Origin of the sequence: Bradyrhizobium algeriense (assembly GCF_003062295.1) — a bacterium.
Classification (GTDB): Bacteria; Pseudomonadota; Alphaproteobacteria; order Rhizobiales; family Xanthobacteraceae; genus Bradyrhizobium; species Bradyrhizobium algeriense.
In genome coordinates, this window is the sequence record NZ_PYCN01000095.1 from 1 (window position 1) to 4,841 (window position 4,841).

Here is a 4,841-nt window from a genome sequence, read left to right on the forward strand (position 1 = left end):
CAACGGAATCTGCGAGCGCTTCCATCGAACCGCGCTCGATGAGTTCTATCGTGTGGCGTTCCGCAAGAAGATCTATCGAACCATCGACGAGCTGCAGAATGATCTCGATGTTTGGGTGACGGCGTACAACGAAACGCGCCCGCATCAGGGACGATGGTGCTATGGAAAAACACCGATGCAAACCTTCCTTGACGCGCTGCCCATTGCGAAGGAGAAATTGCTGCCGGCCGCGTAGCGCCGGACACAAATCTTCGTCGGACACCCACCACGACGAAGAGCCAGTGGTCAGGTCAAGTGCATACTTTTACACTCAAGGTGATGCTGGCGTCCCAGCCGGTCGATTTCCGCAAGTCGGTGCACACGCTGTCGGCGCTGGTGCCCGATCACGCTCGTAAGACCCTCAACATACGCCGAAAACCGCGCCGCCACGTCCCCCGATTTTGCCAGACCCATCTCAGCCTCTCCGCATGCTGAAAATTGCGTCTTTTCAAATATATGATTCCTGTCGACAAAGACCGCGACACTCTGATCCCGGTAGGGACGCTCATTGCTGAGCGCCCCCCGGACAGATCCGGACATGCAGCTTTCCCGCATCCGGCTCCCACCTCGGGTGCTTGACGGCGAAGCGCTGTTCTGGCCAGGGGTGAAGGATCCTCGCTTTCGGGAGCCAGTCATCCGACAGCTTCGTGATCCGCGCCCAAGTCAGGTGGTCCTTCTGGCTGCGTCGCCTTAGCGAGCGCCGCCATAGGTCGATGACGTGGTAGCGGAACGCCTCCAGCACGCGCCCATTGGTCGGCACGGCATGGTAGGCGAAGAAGCCGGTGACGACTTGCCTCAACCATTTCCCTTGGTCGGGGATCGGCTGATGCCGCCGTCGTCGCATCTCATCCTTAATCTCGCTGAGTTTCGCTTGTATGCGGTCGCGTCGCGACTTCCGCTTGAGCAGGAAGCCGCCTCGGCGCGATGTGCCGCAGATGAAGCTGAACCCGAGGAAATTGAAGGTCTCCGGTTTGCCGAGCCCGCGCCGCTCGCGATTGGTCGCAGCGCGGCGGCCAAACTCGATCAGGCGGGTCTTTTCCGGATGGAGCGACAGTGCGAACTCCTGCAGTCGCGTTCGCATCGCGTCCCAGAAGCGACGGGCGTCGTCCTCATGTTCGAAACCGACGACGATATCGTCGGCGAAGCGCACGATGATCATATCGCCCGTAGCGTCGCGCCGTCGCCAGCGCTCGGCCCAGAGATCGAACACAAAATGAAGGTAGACGTTGGCGAGGAGCGGCGAGATCACCGAACCTTGGCCCGTTCCCTTATCATTGGTCGTGACGATTCCGTCTTCAAGAACGCCCGCCTTAAGCCATTTCTGGATCAGGCGGATGATGCGTTTGTCGCCGACCCGATGCTCAACGAAGCGGGCCAGCCAGGATTGGCTGACCCCATCGAAGAACGACCGAATGTCGGCGTCCAGGATGTAGTTCACCTTCGTGCTGTTGATCCCGGCAACCAGGGCGTCCAGCGCATCATGCTGGCCGCGCCCGGGCCGGAAGCCATAGCTAAATCCGAGGAAGTCCTCCTCGAAGATCGCGTTCAGCACGGCAGCAGTTGCGCGTTGGACGATCTTATCTTCCAGGGCAGCCACTGCGAGCGGGCGCTGGCGGCCATCCGCCTTCGGAATATACCGGCGGCGGCTTGGTTGCGCCCGGTACGCTCCCCGATGGACCCGTGCGTGCAGGTCTGCGATCTTGCGATCGAGATCGGCCTCGTAGTCCCGCCACGTCACCCCATCCACTCCAGGCGCCGCCTCCCGCTTAAGCGCGAAGAACGCCGTCCTGAGCATAGGCAGGCTGAGATGGTGGTAGAGCGCGGTGAACCGTTCCTTCTTCCTTTGCCTTGCGGCTTGACGTACGCGCTCCAGCGCCTGTGACACGCTTTCCCGGTCCTGCGCCCGGCGCGTGCTGAGCTGGTTCGCGTTCCCCTTGGCCCACGCCCTTCGCTCCACCGACTCCGCCGCCGGTCGCCCGGCTTTGTTCGTCAGCTTCGTTGCTAGTATGGCGGGGTCTGACTCTCGTGTCCGTGCATCACCGGCTACGGCTCCTCGCCTTCCCGGTGCCGGCCGGGGCGGCCGAACCGTCCCCCGGTCAGACTCGAGATCTCCCGGTTTCCGCGCAAGGAACGTCCATACATGCCAGGGTCTACGACCACGCCGGGACGTCCAGGTGCTCGCGTTATCGCACCCGTCCGCGTCGCCTTCCGCTCTGAGTACAGCGTCGGCTCCCGGGACAATCTTCTTTCGCGGCTCAATGGCTGGCCTGCATGCTCCCCTGCCGACGCTTCGCCAACGCCCTCACGGACGCTGCCGCACGGCTCGGGGCCGATGTGGGGCGCTACTCCTTCATCGTAATGGACTCTCACCATCTATTCCTTGCCGGCCTCCCGGCGCACACTCAGTAAGACTAGGAGGTAACAGCCGGGAGCGCTCAATTGAACCAATATTGCGTTAAACTTGTAGCTGAGCTGCGTCGAGCTATGCAGGACGGTGGGTGATGACGGAGTGAGATAGGCGGCGACGGGTGTCTCAGTGGTGCTTGCCCAACGTCGACCCGACGTTGCCGAAATGAACGTTACGCGGTCCTATGATGTGGGCAATGGGCTTGATCGTCATACGGTTGTTGAGCTTCGAGGGCCGCATCCAGAACGGACAGTTGCTGACGCCTTCAATCATCGGAAGCCTTTGGCCTCGATCATGCCAGCCGCGACCTATGAAGGCCATACCGGCATTCCGCCAGTGTTTGACATTGCGCGAGGCAGTGGTGGCATCACGGCTTGCCGCAATGCTCGTACAGGCGATCCATCGACGATGCCTACTTCAGCAGCGGTAACCGGACAACAGTCAGGATTGGGGCCTCCGAGAAGACTGGCCGCTACGCCGCCGATACGATCGGGTAGCGCGTTAGAATAATTTATCTGCCAGAGTGATGAGTGAGAGAACGAACTTGTTAATCCGAGGGGTTGCCGACAGTCGCTCCCACATTTTGCATTTTCGCATGATCCAGCGTATCCGGCACAGGCCCTGATGCTGCCATGTACTAATGCAACTGGTGCTTGAGCCTCTTGGAGAGATTGTTTTGTCAAAACCCCCTCGAATCATCCTCACGCCGTTCTTCCGCCCTCGCGATGAAGGCGCCGAGGAGCAACAGATGTACGTGGCGGGATTCGTCGATAAGGAGGACGAGACGTGGGGTACGCTGATCCCTCTGGAGGCGGAGATGGTCGAGCAAGCCGTTATGGGGCATCAGACATTCGGGGTTTGGTGCAACTCCGACGGCCGCATCCAACCGCAGCCCAGTAGCGATGGTCTGTTTGAACACCTTCTCAAGAAAGGTCAATTGAAGGAAACGCCTCTCGACGAACTGGTTGCCGAGGCTATCGAAGAGGGAAGGAATGAGCCTAATGATGACATCCTCGATATGTTCGAGACCCTTCATGAACGGCTGGTACGCGCCGCAAGCGCAGTTGCTGACGAGATTGCGCGGCGCAGGCGATCAGATCTCGGCGCGTGAGCGCACAGTGAACGAGGATCTTGGTCACCTTTGATAGCCGGCCGAGCGAAGGATGTTCCTGCCATAGCAGAACACGCATCGACGGCTGACAAAGTCAACGAATCTCGCCATACCTGAAAAAGCCCTGATCGATCACGGCCTGACATGGTGTCCGGCGAAGCAATATGAGCGCGCGCTTGTCGAGAATGGGAGCTCGTCGCGATGGCGGTTCGAAGTCACGAGCCTCGTCCGTGCTGAAGCGCAGTTCCCGGCCGAAGGTGAGCCCTTCGCTGTTGTCTTTACGCTTGAGGATCCCGACGGTGACCGGCCAGTTTTTCGAGAGATGCGTCAGTGGCTCGAGGCGAGCAACGCCGTGGCGCAACATGTTCGAACCGCAACGAGAGTACGTCCTCGCGGTCGATAGTTGAACCTCCTCCGAATTGATGGACACCTGTAGTAGGCTCGAAGAGCTAGGAGAGGTGTTGGATGGAAGGACGTCAACGTCGTTCGTTTACGGAGGATTATAAGCGGCAAGCGGTCGATCTGGTGGCTTCGAGCGGTCGCTCGATCGGGTCGGTGGCCAAAGAACTTGGCCTGCGCGATTCCGTGTTGCGGCGCTGGGTGGAATTGCGTGGGGCTGGGCGAGAGCCGACGGCAGCGGCGCGGCGCCCCAGAACGCAGGCGCCGCTGCCGTCGGCGGACCACGCGGCGGAGATCGCGCGCCTGCAGCGAGAGAACGAGCGGCTGCGTATGGAGCGTGACATTTTAAAAAACCGTCCAGCAGGGTGATGCGCCTGTGCGGCATAGAAACAGCCTTGTGCTATCCTCTACGGCTCGGAGGGTAGCGGCCGTTCGATTATTGGCGGCATAATCCCCGTTAAAAAACATGGTCCATGGGTGCATGCGGGCTTGAGAGTGGTGACGTCGCCCAGGCGGCGATCCCGATTAGGAAGATGACGATTGGCATAGCCCAGACCCTCCTACTCATCATTAATTTGTAAAAGTATGCACTTGACCTGACCACTGGCTCTTCGTCGTGGTGGGTGTCCGACGAAGATTTGTGTCCGGCGCTACGCGGCCGGCAGCAATTTCTCCTTCGCAATGGGCAGCGCGTCAAGGAAGGTTTGCATCGGTGTTTTTCCATAGCACCATCGTCCCTGATGCGGGCGCGTTTCGTTGTACGCCGTCACCCAAACATCGAGATCATTCTGCAGCTCGTCGATGGTTCGATAGATCTTCTTGCGGAACGCCACACGATAGAACTCATCGAGCGCGGTTCGATGGAAGCGCTCGCAGATTCCGTTG

5 protein-coding genes and 2 pseudogenes are annotated in these 4,841 nt (G+C 59.9%); 3 read left to right on the forward strand and 4 right to left on the reverse strand.

Annotated elements, in window-relative coordinates:
• The coding region (locus tag C7G61_RS42100; RefSeq protein ID WP_145963813.1) for an integrase core domain-containing protein at nucleotides 1-235 on the forward strand (235 nt) is incomplete at its 5' end.
• 309 nt (nucleotides 236-544) lie between these two features.
• Here C7G61_RS42100 and ltrA read toward each other — a convergent pair.
• Nucleotides 545-1,924, reverse strand: a complete 1,380-nt coding sequence (gene ltrA / locus C7G61_RS42110) for a group II intron reverse transcriptase/maturase (RefSeq protein WP_476727216.1) — start codon at nucleotides 1,922-1,924, stop codon at nucleotides 545-547.
• A gap of 648 nt (nucleotides 1,925-2,572) precedes the next feature.
• Nucleotides 2,573-2,894, reverse strand: a pseudogene (locus C7G61_RS46830) (hypothetical protein); the annotation flags it as partial.
• Between the two features lie 192 nt (nucleotides 2,895-3,086).
• Here C7G61_RS46830 and C7G61_RS42125 point away from each other — a divergent pair.
• Nucleotides 3,087-3,557 carry a hypothetical protein gene (locus C7G61_RS42125; RefSeq protein WP_244608771.1) on the forward strand — a complete coding sequence of 157 codons (471 nt, stop codon included), beginning with the start codon at nucleotides 3,087-3,089 and terminating at the stop codon, nucleotides 3,555-3,557.
• Nucleotides 3,558-3,651: 94 nt separating this feature from the next.
• Here C7G61_RS42125 and C7G61_RS45400 read toward each other — a convergent pair whose 3' ends face one another.
• The gene (locus tag C7G61_RS45400) at nucleotides 3,652-3,921 is read right to left on the reverse strand and encodes a hypothetical protein (RefSeq protein ID WP_190242263.1); all 270 of its coding nucleotides are present in this window, start codon (nucleotides 3,919-3,921) and stop codon (nucleotides 3,652-3,654) included.
• A 101-nt stretch (nucleotides 3,922-4,022) separates the two neighbouring features.
• Here C7G61_RS45400 and C7G61_RS42135 point away from each other — a divergent pair.
• Nucleotides 4,023-4,319: pseudogene (locus C7G61_RS42135) on the forward strand (transposase); the annotation flags it as partial.
• Between the two features lie 287 nt (nucleotides 4,320-4,606).
• Here the strand turns inward: C7G61_RS42135 and C7G61_RS42140 are convergent.
• Nucleotides 4,607-4,841 (reverse strand): integrase core domain-containing protein (locus C7G61_RS42140; protein WP_145963813.1); only part of this gene is annotated, 235 nt, incomplete at its 5' end.

Bases quoted from the DNA above. Each gene is read 5' to 3' on its own strand.
- C7G61_RS45400 (WP_190242263.1), bottom strand. From the start codon at position 3,921: ATGTTGCGCCACGGCGTTGCTCGCCTCGAGCCACTGACGCATCTCTCG.
- C7G61_RS42125 (WP_244608771.1), top strand. From the start codon at position 3,087: ATGCAACTGGTGCTTGAGCCTCTTGGAGAGATTGTTTTGTCAAAACCC.